Source organism: Niabella aurantiaca DSM 17617 (assembly GCF_000374125.1).
Lineage (GTDB): Bacteria > Bacteroidota > Bacteroidia > Chitinophagales > Chitinophagaceae > Niabella > Niabella aurantiaca.
On sequence record NZ_KB893635.1, the window covers coordinates 1 to 23,610 of the forward strand.

Genomic DNA, 23,610 nt, shown 5'->3' on the forward strand with positions numbered 1-23,610 from the left:
CATTCAAAAAACTGGCCCTCTGGTATAATGAAGTGGAAGATTCCGGATTAAAAGTATTTCGAACGGTGGCCAGATCCATTGAAACCCATCATCAAAGTATCCTTAATTATTTTAATAATCGAAGCACCAATGCAGCGGCAGAATCTTTTAACGCTAAAATTAAGGCCTTCAGAGCCGCTGCAAGAGGGGTAAGAGATATTAACTTTTTCCTATTCAGACTCGCTAATATTTATGCCTGATCCCCCAATTTTTCAACCTGATCCATAATTATCCGGAAAGACAACAAAAGACGGAATTATTGTACCAAAGAAAAAGCAGCTACGAATTTTAAACGTAACTGCTTGACTTTTTGTGGTGTGGGCCGGGATCGAACCGGCGACACAAGGATTTTCAGTCCTTTGCTCTACCGACTGAGCTACCGCACCATCCTTTCCGCCTTTAGCGGGCTGCAAATATAGAGTATATGCAGTATATTGTCAAAAATATGTGGAAAAACTTATAAAAAGCTTCGGTTCCTTTCTGCCGGGGGACCAGCGAAAGACCCTTGGACTACATGCCGTATTCACTTAAAAATTTGATCCGCATAATTTTCAGCTGCTCCCAGTTAAAATCAAAATCTGCCAGTTCTTCCTGGGCCAGCTGCAGGGAGGAGGTTTCGCAGCTTTTGAAATATTCGATGATCTCGTCCTGCTCGTCTTCATCCAGCATTTCGTCGATGGCATAGCCAAGGTTCAGCTTGGTACCACTGGCGGCAATGGTCTCCATCTCCTCCAGCATTTCATTCATTTGCCAGCCTTTATTTTTGGCGATGGTTTCCAGCGGTATTTTTTTATCGGTCTGCTGAATGATGTACACCTTATTCCCGCTTTTGTTCACCACGCTCTTCATTACAAAATCGTCCGGCTTCTGGATATTGTTGTCTTCCACATAACGTGCCACCAGCTCTACAAAAGGTTTACCATAGCGAATGGCCTTTCCTTTGCTCACGCCCTGGCATTTTTCCAGTTCTGCTATAGTTGTGGGGTACAGGGTTGCCATATCCAGCAATGAGTTCTCAAGAAAAATAACAAAAGGTGGCAGACTTTTCCGTTTGGCTTCTTTCTGACGCAATTCCTTCAGCATTTCAAAGAGCTGCTGATCGGTAGCAGCGCCGTCCCCGTCTTCTGTGCCCGGGGCCTCGTCATCATCCCAGGCTTCTTCAAATTTATTGTTGAGCACAATAGAGAGGGACCTTGGTTTCTTTAAAAAGGAATTACCTGCGGGAGTGATCTTCAGTACGCCGTACTCCTCTATATCCTTTTTCAGCAGCCCTTCCAGCAACATTTGGCGGATCAGGGAATTCCAGAACAGCGTATCCTGGCCTTTCCCGATGCCGAAAGAAGACAAACCTTCATGCCGGAACATTTTTACCTGGGGTGTCAGCTTCCCAATGAGGATATTGACGGTATAGTCGGTAGCAAAGCGTTCATCCAGTTCTTTAATAGTTTTCAGCACCTGTACTGCCTGGCCTTTTGCTTCGATTCGTTCTTTCGGGTGCTTGCAATTATCGCATTGTCCGCAGTTCTCCACTTCGTATTGTTCTCCAAAGTAGCTCAGGATCACCTTCCGGCGGCAAACACCGCTTTCCGCATAAGCAACGGTCTCATTGATAAGCTGTGCTCCAACTTCCCGTTCGCTGAGCGGTTTATCCCGCATTAAATGTTCCAGCTTGCTCACGTCTTTATGCGAGTAGTACAGCAGGCATTTCCCTTCCAGCCCGTCGCGCCCGGCGCGCCCGGTTTCCTGGTAATAGTTTTCGATGGATTTGGAAATATTATAATGAATGACAAAACGGATATCGGGCTTGTCGATCCCCATTCCAAAGGCAATGGTGGCCACGATCACCTGTACATCTTCATTCAGAAACTGGTCCTGCCGTTCTGCACGCAGCTTACTGTCAAGACCTGCATGATAGGCCACGGCCTTGATGCCATTGGCCATCAGGATCTCTGCCAGTTCTTCGGTGGTCTTTCGGTTCAGCGTATAAATGATCCCGCTTTTATTCTTCATGCTTTTGATAAAGCGGACGATACTTTCGTTGGTTTGCTTTTTATTGATCTTGGGTGCGATCTCATAATAGAGATTATCGCGATTAAAAGAAGAAATAAAAATATTGGCTTCTTTAAGCCCCAGGTTCTTGATGATGTCGCTCTGCACTTTTGGTGTAGCGGTTGCCGTAAGGGCGATCACCGCCGCATCCGGGTTGATCTGGTTCATCATTTCGCGAAGCCGCCGGTATTCCGGCCGGAAGTCGTGCCCCCATTCAGAGATACAATGCGCTTCGTCTACCGCAAAAAAAGAAATATCCAGATCGCTGAAAAAAGCCAGGTTCTCCTGTTTGGTAAGGGTTTCCGGTGCTACGTACAGGAGCTTTGTTTTACCAGACAGGAGGTCATCGTGTACCTCCTTGATCTCTTTCTTATTGAGTGTTGAATTTAAAAAGTGTGCAATTTCATCATTGCTGTTATAGCCCCGTACCAGGTCCACCTGGTTCTTCATCAGCGCAATCAGCGGAGAAACGATGATCGCCACACCCTCCATGATTACGGCCGGTAACTGGTAGCAGAGGCTTTTTCCACCTCCGGTAGGCATAATGACAAACGTATCTTTTCCTGCTAAAAGTGATCGGATAATGGCCTCTTGTTTCCCTTTAAATTTTTGAAAGCCAAAGTTCTTTAATAATTCTCCGTGTAGATCTGTCTTTGTTTCTGTCTTCCTGGTGCGGCTGACCGCGGGTTCCTTCTTCCTGGTGGCCTTCTTTTCGCTTTTCACTGCCATTTCTGTAATATAAAGATTTAATAGTCGTTCAATATCCTTAAAAGATACGCCGGATATTCAGAATAAAAAAATTTTCGGGTAGCGAATTTAGCTAAGGATTCCCTGCTTTTAAAATATTAATGGTTAAAGTTTTTTGTGCCCATATAAATAATACATTTGTGTTTTCTTAACGAGGCCGATATATAAATGAGTGACAATATTTTACAGCGCGCCAGAAAGACATTCCAATTAGAGGCCGATGCGCTTAATGAAGTACAGCAGTTATTGAATGAGGATTTTATGCAAGCCGTTTTGCTGATCCATAACTGTTTGGGACGCGTAGTTTTTAGCGGGATCGGCAAAAGTGCGCTGGTGGCGCAGAAAATTGTGGCTACCTTCAACTCTACCGGAACACCCTCTATTTTCATGCACGCAGCCGATGCCTTGCACGGCGATCTGGGAATGGTGCAGGAATCGGATGTAGTGATCATTCTTAGTAAAAGCGGATACAGCCCCGAAATAAAAGCGTTGGTGCCGCTGGTAAAGAACTTTGGGAACAAGCTGATCGCGATTGTGGGAAATACAAACTCCTACCTGGCTCAGCAGGCGGATCTTATATTAAATACAACGGTGCACCAGGAAGCCTGCCCCAATAACCTGGCGCCCACATCGAGCACAACGGCGCAAATGGTAATGGGCGATGCACTGGCCACCTGCCTGATGGATCTGAAGGGGTTTAAAGATGATGACTTTGCAAAATTTCACCCCGGGGGTACATTGGGAAAGAAATTGTACCTGAGCGTTGCAGATGTTTTTCCAGGCAATGACCGGCCCCTGGTTTATGAAAATCAGTCGCTGAAAGAAGTGATCGTTGAGATCACACAAAAAAGATTAGGCGTTACCGCTGTTGTAAATGAACAAAAAGAGCTGGAAGGAATTATTACAGATGGGGATCTCCGGCGGATGCTGGAAAAGAATACGGATATTGAGGGCACCGTGGCCCGTGATATCATGACGCGCAACCCCAAAACAATTGAACCGGGTGAACTGGCAGTTTCTGCCCTTGATATCATGCGGAAAAACTCCATAACCCAACTGGCGGTTGCGGAAGGAAAGAATTATTTAGGAATCATTCACATTCATGACCTGTTAAAGGAGGGGTTGATTTAAAAAAAGTAAGTATGAGTAACCGTTATGTGGTAATAATGGCGGGCGGCATCGGAAGCCGGTTCTGGCCCAAGAGCCGGACCAATTATCCGAAACAGTTCTTAGACATTCTGAATACAGGCAACACGCTGATCCAGTCTACATTTGTCCGGTATAACAAACTTGTTCCGGTAGAAAATATTTTTGTGGTCACTTCAGAAGAGTACCGGGAGATTGTAATGGAACAGCTTCCCGATCTGCCTGTAGCAAATATCGTAACCGAACCCTTCCGGAAGAATACGGCTCCCTGTATTGCATACATTGCCTTTAAAATTCAGAAAAAGGACCCCGAAGCGATCATGATCGCTGCTCCGGCGGATAATCTGATCCTGGAAGATGAAGCATTTAATGATACCGTGGAGAATGCCCTGCAATTTGTAGAGTCTGTGAACGCGCTGGTAACTCTGGGGATCAAGCCCCGGAATCCCAATACCGGGTATGGGTATATTCAGCATGACACCATTGAAGCCGCGCCGGGGATCTTTAAGGTAAAGACATTTACGGAAAAACCCAACCTGGAGCTGGCGAAAGTGTTTGTAAAAAGCGGGGATTTTTTATGGAATTCGGGGATTTTTACCTGGAAGATAAAGAATATCCTTATGGCCTTTGAAAAATACCTCCCGGAGATCCACGAAGTGTTTGCTGCATATCAGGACCAGTTCAACACGCCGGAAGAAGCTGCGGTGATCGAGGAGATTTATGCCCAATGCTCCAACATATCCATCGATTTCGGCATCATGGAAAAGGCGTCGAATGTATATGTGATCCCTGCCTCCTTTACCTGGAGCGACCTGGGCACCTGGAAGAGCGCGTATGATAATATGAGCAAGGATTATTTTGATAACGCTGTTGTGGGGCAGGATGTAATGGTGTATGATACGCACAATTGTATGGTGCATGTGCCGGAAGGAAAGCTGGTGGTATTACAGGGGCTTGAGAATTTTATTGTAGTGGATACCAATGATGTGCTGCTGATCTGTAAAAAAGACCAGGAGCAGGAGATTAAGAATTACGTTGCGGATGTAAAGAGGAATAAGGACGAAAAATATCTTTAAATATGCTTGCACAATATCCGGTTCATTCCATTCTTTTTTTAGACATCGAAACCGTGCCCCAGTATGCCTCTTTTAACGAGGTGCCGGATGCCTGGAAACATTTGTGGGAGCGGAAGGCCGGTACCCTGCTGCGCAACAGGGAAGAAGAAACCCCGGAAAGCATTTATGAACGTGCCGGCATTTATGCGGAGTTTGGAAAGATCGTTTGCATCAGTTGCGGCATTATCCAGGGAGGCCCCGGCCAGCGGAAGATAGTATTGAAGTCTTTTTACGGCAGTGATGAAAAGCAACTGCTCCTGGCATTTGCGGAGATGCTGCAAAAATTTTCTGCAAATGAGCAGAAATACCTGTGCGCGCACAATGGAAAGGAATTTGACTTTCCGTATTTGTGCAGAAGAATGCTGATCAACGGAGTACCCATTCCTCTGCTTTTGAATACCGCAGGCAAAAAGCCCTGGGAAGTGAACCATCTGGACACGATGGAACTTTGGAAATTTGGAGATTTTAAAAGCTATACCACACTGAACCTGCTGGCCCATGCGCTGGGGGTACCTACTCCAAAGGATGACATCGACGGGAGTATGGTTGCAGATGTTTTTTATAAAGAGCAACAGATCGAACGCATTGTTACCTATTGTCAGAAAGATGTGGTGACCGTTGCACAAATCTTCCTGAAAATGAATGGGGAGCCATTGATCGGCGAACAAAATATTGAATACAAATAGTTCTGTATGAATATCGAAGATCTCCGGGAATATTGTTTGCAGCTCCCGTTTGTGGAAGAGGGGTTTCCCTTTGGCCCGGACACCCTGGTGTTTAAAGTAAACGGAAAAATATTCCTGCTGGCGGGCCTCAATAATGACCCGCTGCAGTTCAATGTAAAGTGTAACCCCGAGAAAGCGGAAGAGCTGCGGGAGCAGTACAATTCCGTTCTGCCCGGGTATCATATGAACAAAAAGCACTGGAACACCGTTGTTGTGGACGGCTCTGTACCCAACCGGTTATTGAAAGAGTGGATCACGGATTCGTATAACCTGGTAGCAAAGACCAGGAAATAAGTTTACGGGGAACAACGGGCAGATCCCTTGGGCCATACCTGGTTTAAAAATACATTCCTGCGCCGAATATCGTTTGAAAAAAGCGCGTGAAACGTTATCTCCGAATCAGGCAAAAATTGTGAAGGAAATGGCTGCAGACAGCGGATCGCTTTTAAAAAGTTATCGAATCCTCAAATAAGCAAGATCAGTATTCATAGAAATGTAAGCATTCTATGTAAACAGCGTATCATCAAGCGCATAGGTCTTGCAAAGGGGGTTCGGGAAATCATAAAAAAGAAGAATGCACTAAAACACCATCTGTTGCTCTTTTTTGCTCCCGTAAAAACTAAGGATCTCTTCAAGAAGAGCCCGGTCATTGCTTAAACGCGGTACTTTATGCTGGCCACCCAGTTTCCCCTTGTGGTGCAGCCAGTCTATAAAAAGGCCTTTTGGCAATGCGTGTACCACGGGCATTTTTAAGGCAATATCTTTATGACGTTTGGCTTCGTAATCACTGTTGATGGCTTTCAGCGCGGCATCAAGGTGTTGTACAAACACTGCTAAACTTTCCGGTATTTTCTCAAACTCGATCAGCCATTCGTGTCCCCCGTTTGCTTCATCAGAAAAATAAACAGGAGCCGCGGTATAGTCATTGACCACCGCACCGGTTTGCTGGCAGGCCAGCTGTATGGCCTTGTCGGTATTATCAATGATCACTTCCTCTCCAAAGGCATTGATAAAATGCCGGACCCTTCCGGATACGACGATCCTAAAAGGGTTTTTCGAGATGAACCGGATCGTATCGCCCAGCAGGTAGCGCCACAGTCCCCCGTTGGTACTGATCACGGGGGCGTAATTCGTATACAGTTCCACATCCTTTAGCCCGATCGTTTGAGGCTGCGCGCTGCCATATTCGCTTACCGGCATGAATTCCATAAAAATACCGTGGTCTGTGAACAACAGCATGCCTTCTTCTCCCGGGACCTGCTGGGCCGCAAAAAAACCTTCGCTGGCGTTATAAGTTTCCAGGTAATGAATGTCCTTGCCTACGATCTTTTTAAACTGGTCCCGGTAGGGAGTAAAGGAAACGCCGCCATGCATATACAATTCAAGTCCCGGCCAAACATCCGCGATCAATGATTTTCCGGTGATCTCCAGGATCCGTTTAAATAATACCAGGGTCCAGGTAGGAACCCCGCTTACCGAAGTGACGTTTTCCCGGATGGCCTGCGCCGCTATCTTTTCCAGCTTCGTTTCCCAGTCGTCCATCAAAGCAATGCTGAGCTCCGGGGTCCGGAGCCAGTGGCCCCAGAACGGGCTGTTCTGCAGCAGAACCGCGCTCAGGTCGCCAAACTGCACTTCTTCATTCAGTGCATTGATGTTATGGCTGCCGCCCAGCACCAACCCTTTTCCCGTAAGCATGGTGCTGTCCGGTTTAAACTGGTAATACATGGTCAGCACATCCTTGGCTGCTTTATAATGACAGTCTACCAGGCTTTCTTCACTGATCGGGATAAATTTGCTCTTGTCCCCACTGGTACCGCTGCTTTTTGCGAACCAAAAAATAGGAGAGTTCCAGAGTACGTTCTGCTCCCCGTTCATGCAGCGCTCGATATAGGGTTTCAGGTCGTTGTATTCATGAATGGGGATGGCCTTTTTAAAGTCGCGGATATGGTACAGGCTGCTGAAATGATATTTTCTTCCAAACTCCGTGTATTGTGCGGAGGTAACCAGGTTCTGCAATACTTCCCGCTGCGCGTCCAGCGGGTGGCTGCGCCAGCCATCTATGCGCCATTGACGCATGCGGGCAAGAGATGATATCGCCGGACTTAACAGAGGCATTTGGAATCTGCAATATAATCACAAACGAATAAAATTAAATGGTTTTGTTGTTTATGCAGGGCGGAGGCGTAAATATCCGGAAGAAGATCGTTTGGGTATTTTTCCGGATCAAATTACCGGGTATTCACCGTTCCAGGCCGAAGGCGCCCATACATTTGAACCGGATTTCAGCGAGCCGATCTGCAACCGGGAGCTATAATGGATCCGGGTGCCGGATTGCTTGTAAAACAAAAGCGCAGCAAAAAGAATTGATATCCGGGTATATTTTTTTCAAATGAAGCAAACAGCCCTTAAATTTACTTCAATGAAAAAACGATTACTCCTTTGCGGGCTGGCTTTTTCGCTGAGCCTGGGGGCCATGGCCCAGGATCCGCTCATTCAATATGTGAACCCACTCGTTGGCACCCGTAAGATGGGACATACTTTTCCTGGGGCCACCGTTCCTTTTGGGGCCGTGCAGCTTAGTCCGGACACGGATACGCTGCCCTATGCGGTAAACGGACAGTACAATGCGGACGTTTATAAGTATTGTGCCGGCTACCAGTACGACGATCCCACGATCGTGGGGTTCAGCCATACGCATTTCAGCGGCACCGGTCATTCCGACCTGGGTGATCTCCTGATCATGCCCACAACAGGCACCCTGCAACTGAACCCCGGCGCGGCTGCCCAACCGGAAACCGGGTACCGCAGCCGCTTCCATCATGCAACCGAAACCGCCGAACCTGATTATTATAAGGTGAAGCTGGAAGATGATCAGATCCTGGCAGAGCTCACCACCACTACCCGCGTGGGCGTGCATCAATATACCTTTCCCCAATCGGACAGCGCGCATATCATCCTGGACCTGATGCATGGGATCTATAATTATGAAGACAAAAATGTATGGACCTTTGTGCGGGTGGAGAATGATACGCTGATCACCGGATTCAAGCAGACCAACGGATGGGCGCGTACCCGCACCGTTTATTTTGCGATGATCTTTTCAAAGCCCTTCCGTTCTTACGGGTTTGCAAACTTTAAGACCTATCCGTACAAAGGGTTTTACAAACGGTTCGACCAGACAAAGAACTTTCCGGAAATAGCGGGGGAGCAGATCCGGGCGCATTTTGATTTTAGCACAAATGCCGGTGAAAAGATCGGGATCCGGTTGGCGCTTTCGCCGGTGAGCACAAAAAATGCACTGGAGAACCTCCGGGAAGAAACCGCCGGGCTGGATTTTGAGACCATAAAAAAACAAGGGCAGGCACAGTGGAATAAAGAGCTGGGCCGCATTAAAATAGAGGCGCTGCACCGGGATGATCTTATCAATTTTTATACGGCCCTGTACCATGCGTTTTTAAGCCCAACGGTATATATGGACGGGAACGGGGAGTACAGGGGCCTGGATCAGAATGTTCATAAGGCAGACGGGTTTACAAATTATACCACGTTCTCCCTTTGGGACACATACCGGGCACTGCATCCCTTCTTTAACCTGGTGCAACCCAAACGGAACAGCGATATGATCCGGAGCATGCTGGCGCATCAGCGGCAAAGTGTGCATGGGATGCTGCCGGTGTGGAGCCATTATGCCAATGAGAACTGGTGTATGAGCGGCTATCACAGTGTGCCGGTGATTGCGGATGCCATTGTAAAAGGTGTGGGAGGGTTTGATGTAAATAAGGCGTTGGATGCCTGCATCCGGACCGCCGGTGTGCGCTATTATGACGGATTGGACGCGTACCTGCAAAAGGGCTATGTTCCGGATGATGTGCGCCCCAATTCGGTTTCTACCACCATGGAATATGCTTTTGACGACTGGAGCCTGGCGCAGGCGGCAAAAACGCTGGGCCGGATGGATGTGTACGAAACATTTATGAAGCGGTCGCAGAACTGGAAGCATGTGTATGATGCATCAACCGGATACATGCGACCGCGCCTGAGCGACGGAACATTTCGTAAGGAATTTGATGTGCTTTCCACGCACGGGCAGGGTTTTATTGAGGGCAATGCCTGGAACTTCAGTTTATTTGTGCCCCAGGATCCGGAGGGAATGATTGCGGCGATGGGTGGTGAGAAACGATTTGTTCCGCACCTGGATTCCCTGTTTACCATGCACCTGCCGGACAAGTTCTTCGAGGAAACGGAAGACATCACCCGGGAGGGCATCATCGGTAATTATGTGCACGGCAACGAGCCTTCGCATCATGTGGCCTACCTGTATAATTTTACCAGGCAGCCCTGGAAAACACAGGAGCGGGTACGCATGATCCTGAAAAAGCAGTACCAGCCGGCGGTTGACGGATTGGGTGGAAATGATGACTGCGGACAAATGAGCGCCTGGTATCTTTTTAGCGCCCTTGGCTTTTATCCTTTTGCACCGGGCGCAGAAGCGTATGAGCTGGGAAGCCCGGCGATAAAAAAGGCGGTCTTGACATTAGAGAACGGAAAAACGTTTACGATCGATGTAAAAAACCAAAGCGATCGGAATGTATATGTTTCAAAAGTGTTGTTGAACGGAAAGCCGCTTAAAGGACATTCCCTGAAGCACAGCGATATCTTAAAGGGCGGTATCCTGCAGTTTGTAATGGCTGCCCGGCCGGCAAAATAACCCATTTACCTCCGGACAGGCTTCCGTTGAAAAAAATAGTTTAAAGACCGGTGTTGTAAGTCCGCTCGATGAGCGCGGCCCGCACTAAAACCCAATGCGCACCGGTACGCCCGGTTGCCCGAAGACGGGGAAAGAACGTGGCGCATCTTTAATGTAAACGATCTGTCAGCGGTCATCAAACCGGCAATACGGTTACTTCTATTCCTCCCGCCCGCAGCTCATCCACTGTATGCGGGGAAATATTGCTGTCGGTGATGATCTGTTCAATATCGTCCAATCCGCAGATCTTGCCAAAGCCCCGTTTCCCGAATTTGCTGGAGTCTGCCAGCACAATTGTTTTGCGGGAGGCGGCGATCATTTTTCGGTTCAGCTGCGCTTCCATCATATTGGTGGTGGTGAGCCCAAATTCCAGGTCGATACCGTCCACACCCAGGAACAGTTTGCTGCAGGAGAAATCTTCAAGGATCTTTTCCGCATAGATGCCGGTAACGGATGAAGAGGTCTTCCGCATGATGCCGCCCAGTTGGATCACCTCAATGCCCGGGTGATGCGCAATTTCCATAGCCACATTCAGTGCCGCAGTAATAACGGTTACGTTTCCTTTCGGCTGGATGTTTTTTGCAAAGTAAAAGACCGTTGTTCCGGAAGCGATCAGAATGCAGTCATTGGGTTCAATAAGGCTGGCTGCATATTGGCCTATTTTTTCTTTTTCTGTCGATTGTATCCTGACTTTTTCAATAACCGGGCGATCTCCGATATAAGGGTTGCTCAGTGTAGCCCCTCCATGTGTCCGGAAAAGCTGGTTTTTATCTTCTAAAAACTGCAAATCCTTTCGAATTGTTACGGACGAAACATCTAACTCCTGGCAAAGATCCAGCACCTGTACCATCCCTTTTTTTTTCAGGGAATCCATGATATGCTGATGGCGCTCAACTAAACTGCTCATATAACCAAAATTAGCGATTCTCCTGTATTTCCAAAGGAAATAAAAAGAAAGTTATGGTTTGTGTATAAGATATTTTAAATTTTTTCATTTTACATGAAAAAAGATTATTATTGCTTTCGAAATCTTTTGTTTGCTTTTAAATCGAAGGTTTTTGACAACAAAGAGAAGGGAGAGCAAAAAATGAAAAGCGGAATCATTGACAGGGATCAATTGGTAAAAAGAGTTACGGATGCCGGCGGGCAGTGGGATGTACTGGTGATCGGAGGCGGGGCTTCTGGTTTAGGCATCGCGCTGGAAGCGGTTACGCGGGGATACAAAACCCTGCTGCTGGAGCAATATGATTTTGCAAAAGGAACTTCCAGCCGTAGCACCAAACTGGTACACGGCGGGGTACGTTACCTGGCCCAGGGAGATATTGCCCTGGTGCGGGAAGCGAGCATTGAGCGGGGGCTGCTGCAGAAGAATGCGCCCCACCTGGTAAAAAATCAAACATTTATCGTACCCGTTTATTCCTTCTGGGACCGGATCAAATACACCATCGGATTAAAGGCATACGACTGGATCGCAGGCCGTTTATCGCTTGGCTCTTCCGTTTTTATTTCAAGAAAAAAAACGTTGGCGGCCATCCCGGATGTAAGATCAAAAGGACTGGTTGGCGGCGTGCTGTATCATGACGGCCAGTTTGACGATTCGAGGCTGGCGTTGAACCTGGCGCAAACCATTATTGAGCAGGGAGGCGTGGCCGTAAATTATATGAAAGTGACCGCACTGGAAAAAGGCCCGGAGCAACAGCCCGCAGGGGTAATCGTGGAAGACACAGAACGGGGAGCCTCCTACAAGGTAAAAGCAAAAACGGTGATCAATGCCACGGGTGTGTTTGTAGATGATATTCTCCGGATGGACAATCCCGTTGCTGCAAAAAGTGTGGTGGCCAGCCAGGGGATCCATCTTGTTTTGGATAAGTCGTTCTTTTCTTCTGCGCATGCGCTGATGATCCCCAAAACCAACGACGGACGGGTATTGTTTGCCGTGCCCTGGCACAATGAAGTGGTTGTGGGCACCACCGATACGTTGGTGGGTGCACCATCAGTGGAGCCACGCCCGCTGGAAAAAGAAATAGAATTTATACTGGAAACGGCAGGCGCCTACCTGTTAAAAAAGCCGGCGCGCAAGGATGTACTGAGTGTCTTTGCCGGGCTGCGTCCGCTTGCAGCACCCAAAGAGGGCGCGCAGAAAACAAAAGAGATATCCCGCAGTCATAAGATCATGATCTCACCCAATGGCCTGTTTACCATTATTGGTGGAAAGTGGACCACCTACCGGAAGATGGGAGAGGACATGATGAACAGTGTGGAGAAGAAACAGGGATGGCCGGCAAAGGCCACGCAAACGCCGGACCTGCGGATCCACGGGTTTGCTATGGGAATGGATTGGAGCGATCCCTTTTATTTCTACGGCAGCGATGCGGCGGATATAAAAGCAAAGAGTAACGGGCACTGGATCAGTGAACGGCTGAAGATCAACAAGGCCCAGGTAGAGTGGGCGGTTACGCATGAAATGGCCCGCACGGTGGAAGATGTACTGGCGCGGAGGACCCGGGCACTGCTGCTGGATGCCCGGGAAAGCATCAGGATCAGTACCGAGGTGGCCACCATCATGGCCGGGATACTAAACCAGGATGAGCAATGGGTAAAAGATGAGGTAAAGCGATTTGACGGACTTGCACAACAATATATTTTACAGTAGCGGATAACCAATAAAAAAAGGCTATATGAATCGATGCTGCGATGCTGTAACCTGGGTGCTACATTATGTTTTCGTTAACAAAGGTATAGAGTGTCAGCCACCTGCGTGCCGCGCTCTATATTTGGGCCCCCGATGCGTTTTTTTAAGAACGCAGACCCTCAGGATAAAAAAAGAGAAGACCCTGTTTAAAAAAGCAGGGAGGGGAGATTTTGCAGATGGCCAGGTTTGGGCATCGGCACCATTGTTAAGCGGCGGGTCTACGGATATAGCTGATTCGTACTGCCGACCATTGGCTGCATTTATTTACATATCAGGGATTGCTGCATCTGTTTGCGCCGGACGCAACAGGACAGCGGATGCTATGATCAGCAGGGCTGATACAGGTATGTAATACCTATTGGGCAACAAGCCGGGTTTATCCCGAAAGAAAAATAAAAACTTAATACTTACAGGTATGATCGTTCAATCAACAATCCATCGGGCCCTGCGTTCAAAACCGCTGCTGCTGGGTTTGGCGCTGCTGCTGGCGCCGGTGCTCATGTTTGCACAAGGCAAAACAGTAAGAGGCATCGTTACATCAAAAGAAACCAGCGAGCCCATTGCCAATGCCACGGTATTGATCAGGGGAACCTCCAGGGGAACCACTACTAATGCCCAGGGGCACTATTCTATTTCGGTCAGCAGCAGTGAAACACTGGTCTTTTCAGCGGTGGGCTATAAAGAACTGCCGCGGAAAGTAGACCAGCAAACCGTTATTAATGCTCAGCTTGAAGGCGAAGAGAAACAGGAAGAAGAGGTGGTAGTAACGGCTTTGGGAATTAAAAAGCAGGACAAATCTTTGGGCTATGCTCTTACAAAAGTAGACAGCACCCAGCTTACGGATGCGGTAGCGTCTAACTGGACGGATGCGCTTTCCGGTAAGGTAGCCGGCCTGCATCTGATCCGTTCCGGATCTGGTCCGGCCGCTTCCAGTAAGATCATTCTTCGCGGAGAAAACAATCTTACCGGCGAGAATGAGGCCCTGATCGTAGTAGATGGCGTCGTGATCAATAACAGTAGCGGTAAACGGTCGGCTAACGGAAGCGACCTGGTATATGCCACCAACTCCGACAACCTGCCGGCGGATTACGGGAGCTCGATGAATGATATCAACCCGCAGGATATTGAAAGCGTATCCGTCCTGAAGGGCCCCGCCGCCGCCGCCCTGTATGGCCAGAGGGCAGCAAACGGAGCGATCATAATCACGACCAAGTCCGCGAACCAGAAAAAGAATGGACATTTTAACATCCGTTATACGATTAACGGAAGCCTGGAGCAGATAAACAGGTATCCCGACCTGCAGTATGAATATGGACTTGGTCTGGATGGGCAACTTGATTATGAGTATGGAAAAACAGTGAACAGCTCTTCCAGCTCTGCATACGGACCAAGGCTTGACGGGCAGCTGTTTTACCAGTATGACCCCATTACTCAAACACGCTCGCAAATAGCAACGCCCTGGGTGGCGTATAAGAATATCAACGACTTCTGGGATATCGGAAGAGACCTGCGGAACAACATCAGTGTCGATGGTAAAATAGGAACAACGGCTCTTCGTGTCAATCTGGGTACAGAAAACAACAAATGGATCATACCCAATACCGGATTCGAGCGCAGAAGTGCGGGATTCACCACCAATACGAATATTACCAAAAAATTAAAATTATCGACCAAGCTAAACTATGGCTTCAAAAGCAGTGATAACCTGCCTTCTGCCGGATACGGAAACCAGTCATTAATGTACTGGTATATTTTCTGGCAACCCAATGCAGATTATAACTGGCTGCGGAATTACTGGATGGGTGCGCCGGGTAGCATCTACAGCTCTGATAGCATGTACAGAAGGATCCGCTATCCCTACTCTTCTTATCCCGAAAATCCGTTTGCTGTGGTAAATGAGTTTTTAAACAAAACAAGACGGAATAGCGTAACCGGGAATGTAACCCTGAACTATCAGCTTACAAATGAGCTGAACCTTATGCTGCGCGGCAACCTCGACTGGATGAATGATAAGCGTGAGCAGGACCGGCCTTATGACGCTGGTTCGCGTTTGCCCAAAGGTTCTGTCAGGAAGCAGAACATCTATGGCCGCGAAATGAGCTATGATTTTCTTGCCCGTTATAACAAGAACCTGTCGGACGACCTGAAGCTTGGTGTTTCCATTGGAGGAAGCCAGCTGAAGAACGACTACAAAAAAAGCGACGTAAGAGCTGACGGATTAAGATTCCCAGACTCGTTGAATGGTTCTCCCTATCCCGGCATGTATAATCTGGACAGCAGTTTGTATGGATTGATATACATACCCGATACCAGCCAGTACCAGATCAACAGCATTTATGGCATTGTGAACATAAGTTATAAGGATTATTTATTTGCCGAGCTAACCGGAAGGCAGGACTGGAACAGCGTTTTAGCTACTGCTGACAGAACAGACAATGTAGGATTTTTTTATCCGTCGTTAAATACAAGCTTTGTCCTGTCTGACTTTACAAAGTTGCCGTCCTTTATCAGTTACGCCAAGTTGAGAGCATCGGTTGCACGGGTAGGTAGCGGCAGTACTATTCCGTACAGAACGGCATATACATATCCGCTGGCCAGCGCCGGTATTTATCCGGACAGCGCTCTTGTAAATCCGACCCTGCTGCCCAATAATAATTTGAAGCCGCTTCTTACCACCACTTTTGAGCTGGGCGCGGAAGCTCAGTTTTTCAGAAGGCGGTTAGGAATAGACGTGGCGGTGTATTTTGGGAATACCAAGGATCAGATCCTTACAAGAACCGTAGATGCCTCTTCGGGGTATACTTCGGCAACGATCAATGCCGGAACCGTAAGAAACAACGGAGTGGAGGTACAGCTGGACGGGAAGCCGATTGTGAACAGCAATGGATTTAACTGGAGCGTTTCCGGAACGTTCTCATACAATAAAAACAAGATCGTAGAGATGCCCGACAGCTCCGTATTGCTGAAAGCGGGCCAGATTGCCAGCGGCCAGATCGTGGCATCTATCGGGGGCAGTATGGGTGACCTGTACGGGATTGGATACAAGCGTGCTCCGGACGGCCAGGTCATTTATGATGAAACCACCGGGTTCCCTAAGCTTTCAGATGGAATCATTTACCTGGGCAATACGATACCCAAGTATAAATTCAGCCTTGGAAATACCTTCCGCTTCAGGCAGTTTAGCCTAAAAATGCTGTTTGATGCGCAGATGGGCGCCGTGGCGTACTCCCTTTCCCAGTACAAGATGGCGGAGCAGGGCAAACTTAAAGTAACATTGCCGGGAAGGTACAACGGCATTGTCGGCAACGGTGTGTTGGAAGTTAAAAATGATCAGGGCGAAGTAACCGGTTACAGGAAAAACGATGCGGTGGCATATGATATTGACCAGTACTACCGGTACTCCATTGGCACGGAAAACGCGGAGGGCAGCACCTTTAGTACGGACTTCTTAAAATTCCGGGAAGCGACCTTAAGCTATGCCTTTAAACCCAGGATGCTGAAAAAACTGGGTTTAACCGCAGCCAGCATCGGTATCTTCGGGCGCGACCTGTTCATATGGTCGCACTGGCCCATCTTCGATCCGGAGTTTGGCACGCTGGCGGGATCCGATATTGTAAGAGGGTTTGAAGTGGCGCAGTTCCCTTCCACCCGGACGATGGGCTTTAATTTATCCGTTGGATTTTAATAAATGAAGCAGCGGATTCTTTGTAAAAGAATAAAAAACACAAGATGAAAAAGCAATTATTGATAGCATGTATGGTTCTGGTGCTCATGCCAGCGCTCTTTTCATGCACAAAGGGGTTTAAGGAGATGAACGTGGATCCCATCAACGTGGTCAACACTTCTTCGGACAAACTGCTGGCGCCGGCCCTGGTAAGCTCTATCTGGCCAGGGATGAGCCGGAACAGAAGCTTCAACAATGAACTGATGCAGGTTACTGTTAGCCAGAGCGATGGTGATAATTCGACCTTCCGGTACGCATTCAGAACCAGCATGTCCGACTATTTGTGGAATGCATGGTATGTGCAGCTCACCAATTTCAAACAGGTAGACAGCCTGGCCCGTACTGCTGCAACCCCCAACGCATCTTACCAGGGTATTGGGAAGATCGGCAGAGCGTGGCTGTTTTCCAATCTCACGGACATTTATGGAGACATCCCGTATTTCCATGCGCTGGAAGGAGACCAGGGAAATGTAACACCGGCTTTCGACCGGCAAAAAGATATTTATCTTGACCTGTTTGACCAGCTGGAAAAAGCCAATGACCTGCTGGCGAAGGGCGACGCCATTATAGAATCCAGCGACCCGGTCTACAAAGGGGATATTTCAAAATGGCGGAAGTTTGGAAATTCCCTGTATTTGAGATTATTGCTTCGTATATCAGGAAAAGCGGAAGTGGCGCAGCTGTGCCAGGATAAGATAAGACAGATCATTGAAGACCCCGCGGCATATCCAATCATGACCGGAAATGCAGATTGCGCGCGCTTACTCTGGAGCGGGGGCACCAGCTCCACGGACCCTTACACATCGCCCTATGTCAATGGCATCCGCACACAGGATTTTCGTTCTCCTTCTATTTGCAGTTTCTTTTTAGATCCGCTTATACAATGGAGCGATCCCCGTGTCGTTTCGTCAACCCCTTATGGCTATGGATCCATCGGGCGGCTCGGTATTGCCCAGGCTTCCGGAGGCGGATGGTTTGGTGTGCGAAGCGGGTACCTGCCGGGGCAGGCAGATCCCAAAGGATGTTATTTTCAAAGCTATGACAACTCCAGCTCGGGAGGTACAAAAAGTCTGCAGCAAAGCTCTTTGACGGGTATTATTATGCAATATGCAGAAGTTCAGTTCATTCTTGCGGAGGCTGCGGCCAAGGGCTGGATCTCCGGAAATACGAAAGACTATTTTTATCAGGGGATGGCATCTGCTATTAACTACTGGGTACCGGATTTTCCGGAGGATACTGCGTCCGCTGATTTCGATGCGCATCTTGATCTTCTTTCTGATGGTGGATTTATGTGGGATGATAATGCTTCCCTGGATGATAAAATGGAAATGATCCATATACAGAAGTATTATGCGCTGTTTCTGACGGATCTGCAACAGTGGTTTGAATACCGGCGCACCGGTCATCCGGTTTTGCCAAAAGGAGGCGGATTGTCAAATGGTGGTGTAATGCCGGCACGGCTGGTGTACCCGGTGTATGTACAGGCAGCCAACCCGGTAAATTATAAAGCTGCGGTAGCTGCGCAGGGTCCTGATGAAATTAATACCAATGTATGGTGGCAGAAGCCTTAACGGTATCAACGGTAAAAATTTAAAAATATACAAATGAAAAATATATTGACTGTTTTTTTGGTAATCGGTACCATCGCTGCCATCAGCGGCTGTACCAAGGACCAATATGGCAATTACCCCGGCGGTGTACCTTACGATGTGGTATCCATACTGGATATAAGACCTCTGTACAAAGGCCAGGATGTTACCCTTACGATGGAAAATATGTATGGTGGTAAAAGAGTGCAGGCCGTAGTAGTATCTGAACATGCCGCGGGAAATCTTCCTCAAGGGTTGCTGATTGTACAGGATAAACGCCGTCAGACGGCCCTGAGAGGCATTTCTATCGATCTGGGTGCGGCGGCAGCGAACTACCATCAGGGAGACTCGGTTGAGATCAACGTGGAGGGAGGTACGCTCACCCGCCAGAACGGGGTCCTGACCCTCAAAGGGATTACAGAAGCAAAAATCACCAGGAAGGGGACCGGACACCTGGAGATAAACAGTGTGAATGCCGGCCAGCTGGCCACCAAAATTGATCAGTATGAAAGTACGTTATGCATGGTCACCAAAGTAAGCTTTAACCCGGTGCCGCAACCGGGAGACGTGATCAGCGGCGCTAAAACGATCAATGACGGGTTTGGAAATTTTACGTTATATACGGACCCGGGTGTAAGCTATGCCAACAGCGCTCCTATTGGAATGGCTGCTTATATCGGTATTCCTTTCCGTACAACCGACGACACTTCCTTTCAGTTCAGAACAAGAAAAGAGGAAGACATCATTTCGATGGGAAATGCTTCTTTAGCACAGGATCTTGTTATTACAGGGTGGCAGGGTGATCCGGAAGGCGGAGACGGAGATTATGAGTATGTGCAGTTACTGGCAACCAAGGACATCGATTTCTCGGTTACTCCGTACAGCATTGTATTTGCCAACAGTGCCGGTACATCCACCCCATCCGTACTGGACTCGGGCTGGGCAACCGGAGACCGGCGTACCATCAAATGGGACATTACATCGGGCAGTGTACAAAAAGGAAAATTCTTCTACTTCGGCGGAACAAAAAAAATGATCAATGGTTCCAAATCGACCCTATTGTCTGATGCCAACTGGTATGCTAAAAAATACGCCACCAGTGGCACAAACCCCGGGGATGGCGGATTGGCCAGGGTTTCCAATTTTGGAACCTCCGGGCCCTTTGCCAATAGTGGTAACGCGTCAGCCGTTGCTATATTTAAAGGAACATCCGTTACCGAGAAGTCTGTTCCGGTAGACCTGTTTTTTATCGGCTCCGGAGGAAATAATACGGTGTATGATGCCGAAAAAGGCCAGGGTTTCCGTATTTGCAATAACGACTGGTATGCGATGGTTTCTATTGATCCTGCTACCCTGCAGCCCCTGAGCCAGCCGTTTTTTAAGGCCGGCAGCAATACGCTTTTTGTAGGATATCACAGTCCTTCCGATAAGGGTTTTTATTATATGATGGGGGGCGTGTATAATCTTACTCTGGGAAGGTGGACAAAAGCGCGGGCAGACCATCTGGTGGATCTGACAAAGGAGTCAACACTGGCCGAAATAGAAAGCGGGCTCGGAGGGCCCAATGACGAGTTTATTACAAAACTTGAAGAATAGCAACCGGAACGGGGCCTGAGTGGTGCAGCGTTAAGGGTCGCACAGAGGAACGCATCCTGGCTGACCGGATGGAGATCTGGTTCTAAGTGGAACACATTGAAATATTTTATATGATAATGAAGTTTAAAAACAAGATAACCGCAGGTCTTGTGATGGCCTGCATGCTTGCAGTGGTTAACGGCAATGCCCAGTCGCCAACCTGGGACAGCACTTACCGCCCGGGCAGCTACCCGTTAAAAGTGGCTCAGTTTAAGGTGTTTCCCAATGCGGCCCGCGACATCATTTTTTTGGGGAACAGCATCACGGCCGGAGTAGACTGGGCGGAACTGTTACAAAACTCCAATGCCCGCAACCGGGGCATCAGTGGCGACATCACCTTTGGCGTGCTGGAGCGCCTGCATGAAGTAACGGAAGGCAAGCCCCGTAAGGTCTTTATCCTGATCGGGACCAACGACATCGCCCGAAACATACCGGATGCGGTGATCCTGGATAACTATAAACGCATCATCCGGCAGATCAAACGGGAGAGCCCGGCCACAAAGATCTATTTCCAGACGGTGCTGCCGGTGAACAGCGATGTTCCTCCAAAGAAAAGCCATTACGGAAAGGATGAGCACATCGCGGCTGTGAATGAAGGGTTAAAAAAGCTGGGGAGGGATGAAGGCATTACCGTAATTGACCTGCACCCGCTTTTTTTAAAGGGGGGAAAACTGGATAAGGACCTTACCTATGATGGGCTGCATCTGAATATAAACGGGTATAAACGCTGGGAAAAAATTTTAAAAGATGGAAAATACTTGTAAGGTGAAAATAAAACTATTCGGCACCGGGTTGCTGTTATCAGCTGTAATGTTGTCCAGCGCACAAACAAAGATCCAGCTTCCGGCAAAGTACCGGCATTTTGATATGGAGGCACACCGGGGAGGCAAAGGCCTGATGCCGGAAAACACCATTCCGGCAATGCTGCGTGCCATTGATATGGGCATTACCACCCTGGAGATGGATATGCAGGTAACAAAGGACGGGCAGATCGTTGTATCGCACGACGCCACCTTCAACTACGGGTTTACAACCACTCCTGAAGGGGATACGCTGACACCCGCAGAAGCGAAAAAGCGTATACTCTACACGATGACCTACGACTCCATAAAAAAATACGATGTGGGTCAAAAGTTTTATGCTGCCGTTCCGAGGCAGAAAAAGATGGCAGCAGTAAAGCCGTTGCTGAAAGACCTGCTGACGGCAACAGAAGCGTATGCAAAAAAGAAAGGGGTAGCCATCCGGTATAATATTGAAATAAAATCCAGTGTCAAAGGAGAAGGCGTTTATTGCCCGCCGGTGGCCGGGTTTACCAACCTGGCCATGCAGACCATACTGCCCTTTAACATCGGTAAACGCATGATCATTCAATGTTTTGACGAACGGGCATTAAAGATCATGCACGCGAAATATCCGCAGGTACAGACCTCTTTTTTGACCGGTGATAAAGAAAAACGCAGCCTGGATGAGCAGCTGAAAAGCCTGGGCTATGTCCCGGAATATTACAGCCCGCATTATTCCGTTGTGACCCCGGAGCTGGTTGAAGCATGTCATGAGCGCCATATGAAGATCGTTCCCTGGACGGCGGATGATATTGCGATCATCAAAAGCCTGGCAGATATGGGAGCGGATGGTGTCATTACGGATTACCCGGACTTGTTTTACCAGTTGAAATAATTTTATATTTTAGGGGCAGATATTCATCGGCCCGTATGGAAAATGGATGATGATTTTAATAAGACCGGATTTGTTGTGTTGCTGACGGGTGCGACGCAAGGTCGCTGACAGGAGTACAAAGCCGATATCACAATTACTAACAGCCTTTCCCGAAAGGCAAAAATTTATTGCATGCCAAAATATGTTCTCTCCCTGGACCAGGGTACAACCAGCTCCCGCGCCATTATTTTTGATAAGGCCGGTTCCATTGTTGCCGTAGCACAAAAAGAATTTACACAGATCTTTCCCCAGCCCGGTTGGGTGGAGCACGATGCCAATGAAATATGGTCGACCCAGTTAGGAGTAGCTACCGAAGCCATCGTAAAAGCCGGGCTGACCACACAGGATATTGCCTCCATTGGAATCACCAACCAGCGGGAAACAACGGTGGTATGGGACCGGAAAACCTCCCAGCCGGTATATAACGCCATTGTTTGGCAGGACCGCCGTACTTCCGGTTATTGCGATGCACTGAAGAACGACGGGTCTGCCGAAAAAATAAAAGAAAAAACCGGCCTGGTAACGGATGCCTATTTTTCTGCAACAAAGATCCGGTGGATCCTGGAAAATGTGGACGGTGCTAAAGCCCGGGCGCAAAATGGAGAACTGTGTTTTGGAACCGTAGATTCCTGGCTGTTGTGGAAGCTGACCAATGGGAAAGTGCATGCCACTGACGTCAGCAATGCTTCCCGTACGATGGCGTTCAATATCCATACCCTGCAATGGGATGAAGAGCTGCTGCAATTGTTCGGCATTCCGCAAAGCATGATGCCGGAAGTGCGCTCCAGCAGCGAGGTGTACGGGCATACCCAGCAGCTCATCACTGCCGCAGAGATCCCCGTGAGCGGCATCGCCGGTGACCAGCAGTCTGCATTGTTCGGACAGATGTGCACCCAATCCGGGATGGTAAAAAACACGTATGGCACCGGCTGTTTTATGCTGATGCATACCGGCAATAAACCCGTTCCATCAAAAAATAATTTGCTGACAACGATCGCCTGGAAGATCAATAATGAAGTAAGCTATGCGCTGGAGGGCAGCGTGTTCATTGCAGGGGCTGTAGTGCAATGGCTGCGCGACGGGCTGAAGCTGATCCAAAAGTCGGGGGACATTGAGGCGCTGACCGCAACAGAAGCGGATAATGGCGGTGTGTATATGGTACCGGCCTTCACCGGCCTGGGTGCTCCTTACTGGAACCAGCACGCCCGGGGCATCATTACCGGGCTTACCCGGGGCAGCTCCGACGGGCATATTGCGCGCGCCGCAGTAGAAAGCATTGCCTACCAAACGATGGATGTGTTGAAGGCGATGGAAGCAGATGCCGGGCTGCAGATCAAAGAAGTGCGGGTGGATGGCGGTGCAACGGTAAATAATTACCTGATGCAGTTCCAGGCCAACCTGCTGGATACCGCAGTGGTGCGGCCGAAAATTACAGAGACCACGGCGCTGGGCGCAGCCTACCTCAGCGGACTGGCCGTTGGCTTCTGGAGTGATTTAAAGGAAGTGGAAACCTACTGGCAGGTAGACCAGAAATTTGAACCCTATATGAAGGCCGGTGTGCGGGAGGAGCTGGCAAAAGGCTGGAAGCGCGCTGTCCGTGCAGCCCAGGTTTGGGCCGGGGATGTTTAAATTTTCAGGGTTCCATATTTTCTGAATCCGGAACGAAATTTTAAAAACAACAGAAGC

Annotated in this window: 16 protein-coding genes and 1 tRNA gene; 13 read left to right on the forward strand and 4 right to left on the reverse strand. The window is 48.6% G+C overall.

The window, feature by feature from the left end:
• Positions 1-239, forward strand: a 239-nt coding sequence (locus tag B160_RS29085) for a transposase (protein WP_018628393.1), incomplete at its 5' end; no start/stop codon positions are given.
• Between the two features lie 113 nt (positions 240-352).
• On the opposite strand, the gene B160_RS0113180 is transcribed toward B160_RS29085, so the two are convergent.
• Positions 353-425: transfer RNA gene (locus B160_RS0113180), tRNA-Phe, on the reverse strand.
• Between the two features lie 124 nt (positions 426-549).
• Complete coding sequence (recQ, locus tag B160_RS0113185; RefSeq protein WP_018628394.1) at positions 550-2,817, reverse strand: DNA helicase RecQ; 2,268 nt, start codon at positions 2,815-2,817, stop codon at positions 550-552.
• 186 nt (positions 2,818-3,003) lie between these two features.
• Between recQ and B160_RS0113190 the strand changes: the two genes are divergently transcribed.
• Genes B160_RS0113190 through B160_RS0113205 form a run of 4 tightly spaced genes read left to right on the forward strand, consistent with a single transcriptional unit; the run spans position 3,004 to position 6,115 of the window.
• Complete coding sequence (locus B160_RS0113190) at positions 3,004-3,966, forward strand: KpsF/GutQ family sugar-phosphate isomerase (RefSeq protein WP_018628395.1); 963 nt, start codon at positions 3,004-3,006, stop codon at positions 3,964-3,966.
• Positions 3,967-3,977: 11 nt separating this feature from the next.
• Entirely contained in the window at positions 3,978-5,057 is a 1,080-nt protein-coding gene (locus tag B160_RS0113195) for a mannose-1-phosphate guanylyltransferase (RefSeq protein ID WP_018628396.1), read from the forward strand.
• A gap of 2 nt (positions 5,058-5,059) precedes the next feature.
• Complete coding sequence (locus B160_RS0113200) at positions 5,060-5,782, forward strand: 3'-5' exonuclease (RefSeq protein WP_018628397.1); 723 nt, start codon at positions 5,060-5,062, stop codon at positions 5,780-5,782.
• 6 nt (positions 5,783-5,788) lie between these two features.
• Positions 5,789-6,115, forward strand: a complete 327-nt coding sequence (locus B160_RS0113205; protein WP_018628398.1) for an MmcQ/YjbR family DNA-binding protein — start codon at positions 5,789-5,791, stop codon at positions 6,113-6,115.
• A 285-nt stretch (positions 6,116-6,400) separates the two neighbouring features.
• Here the strand turns inward: B160_RS0113205 and B160_RS0113210 are convergent, their stop codons facing one another.
• Positions 6,401-7,897, reverse strand: coding sequence for a GH3 auxin-responsive promoter family protein (locus B160_RS0113210; RefSeq protein WP_018628399.1), 1,497 nt, complete (start codon positions 7,895-7,897; stop codon positions 6,401-6,403).
• 343 nt (positions 7,898-8,240) lie between these two features.
• Here B160_RS0113210 and B160_RS0113220 point away from each other — a divergent pair, with 343 nt between their 5' ends.
• Positions 8,241-10,529: a GH92 family glycosyl hydrolase gene (locus B160_RS0113220; RefSeq protein WP_026309744.1), complete on the forward strand. Its 2,289-nt coding sequence runs from the start codon at positions 8,241-8,243 to the stop codon at positions 10,527-10,529.
• 175 nt (positions 10,530-10,704) lie between these two features.
• On the opposite strand, the gene B160_RS0113225 is transcribed toward B160_RS0113220, so the two are convergent.
• Positions 10,705-11,475 carry a DeoR/GlpR family DNA-binding transcription regulator gene (locus tag B160_RS0113225; protein WP_018628402.1) on the reverse strand — a complete coding sequence of 257 codons (771 nt, stop codon included), beginning with the start codon at positions 11,473-11,475 and terminating at the stop codon, positions 10,705-10,707.
• Positions 11,476-11,655: 180 nt separating this feature from the next.
• Here B160_RS0113225 and B160_RS0113230 point away from each other — a divergent pair, with 180 nt between their 5' ends.
• The 7 genes from B160_RS0113230 to glpK all read left to right on the forward strand — a co-directional run bounded on the left by B160_RS0113230 (position 11,656) and on the right by glpK (position 23,553).
• Positions 11,656-13,221, forward strand: a complete 1,566-nt coding sequence (locus B160_RS0113230) for a glycerol-3-phosphate dehydrogenase/oxidase (protein ID WP_157558052.1) — start codon at positions 11,656-11,658, stop codon at positions 13,219-13,221.
• 454 nt (positions 13,222-13,675) lie between these two features.
• Entirely contained in the window at positions 13,676-16,945 is a 3,270-nt protein-coding gene (locus tag B160_RS0113240; protein WP_018628405.1) for a SusC/RagA family TonB-linked outer membrane protein, read from the forward strand.
• Between the two features lie 44 nt (positions 16,946-16,989).
• The gene (locus B160_RS0113245) at positions 16,990-18,555 is read left to right on the forward strand and encodes a SusD/RagB family nutrient-binding outer membrane lipoprotein (RefSeq protein WP_018628406.1); all 1,566 of its coding nucleotides are present in this window, start codon (positions 16,990-16,992) and stop codon (positions 18,553-18,555) included.
• A gap of 33 nt (positions 18,556-18,588) precedes the next feature.
• Positions 18,589-20,169 carry a DUF5689 domain-containing protein gene (locus B160_RS29090; RefSeq protein WP_018628407.1) on the forward strand — a complete coding sequence of 527 codons (1,581 nt, stop codon included), beginning with the start codon at positions 18,589-18,591 and terminating at the stop codon, positions 20,167-20,169.
• Positions 20,170-20,279: 110 nt separating this feature from the next.
• Complete coding sequence (locus B160_RS0113255) at positions 20,280-20,972, forward strand: GDSL-type esterase/lipase family protein (RefSeq protein WP_157558053.1); 693 nt, start codon at positions 20,280-20,282, stop codon at positions 20,970-20,972.
• Entirely contained in the window at positions 20,956-21,885 is a 930-nt protein-coding gene (locus tag B160_RS0113260) for a glycerophosphodiester phosphodiesterase family protein (RefSeq protein WP_018628409.1), read from the forward strand. Before B160_RS0113255 ends, B160_RS0113260 begins: the two co-directional genes overlap by 17 nt.
• Positions 21,886-22,056: 171 nt before the next feature.
• The gene (glpK, locus tag B160_RS0113265) at positions 22,057-23,553 is read left to right on the forward strand and encodes a glycerol kinase GlpK (protein WP_018628410.1); all 1,497 of its coding nucleotides are present in this window, start codon (positions 22,057-22,059) and stop codon (positions 23,551-23,553) included.
• Positions 23,554-23,610 lie beyond the last annotated feature (57 nt).